The following is a 482-nucleotide window of genomic DNA, read 5'->3' as shown; positions in this document are numbered from 1 at the left end:
AATGCAGGTCTAATCAAAACGATTGGTGCTGAAATCGATCAGGTTTATATTGAAAAGTTAAAAACGATTTCAGAGAACCCAAGCCTTGCAGAAGAAACAGATATTAAAATTGTCTTTACCCCTTTACATGGTACAGCTAATAAATTGGTCCGTGCGGGACTTGAAGCATTAGGGTATAAAAATGTTTCCGTTGTAAAAGAACAAGAGCTCCCAGATCCTGAATTTTCAACAGTTAAAAGCCCTAATCCAGAAGAACACGCTGCTTTTGAATTAGCGATTCGTGATGGAAAGAAAATCGGAGCGGATATCTTAATTGCAACAGACCCGGATGCAGACCGTCTAGGGATCGCTGTTCAAAATGAGGAAGGTGAATACGTTGTTTTAACGGGTAATCAGACGGGTGCTTTACTGCTGGATTATCTCCTCACTCAGAAACAGGAAAAAGGAACGCTTCCGAAAAATGGTGTGGTCTTAAAAACGAT

Annotated in this window: 1 pseudogene; it reads left to right on the top strand. The window is 40.2% G+C overall.

The window, feature by feature from the left end:
* Nucleotides 1-482, top strand: a pseudogene (locus GXK58_RS26865) (phospho-sugar mutase); the annotation flags it as partial.

This window comes from Bacillus sp. USDA818B3_A (assembly GCF_009928415.1).
In the GTDB taxonomy this organism is placed as follows: Bacteria; Bacillota; Bacilli; order Bacillales; family Cytobacillaceae; genus Neobacillus.
Note: the sequence above shows the minus strand (reverse complement) of the source record. Positions and strands in the feature narration are given on the sequence as shown.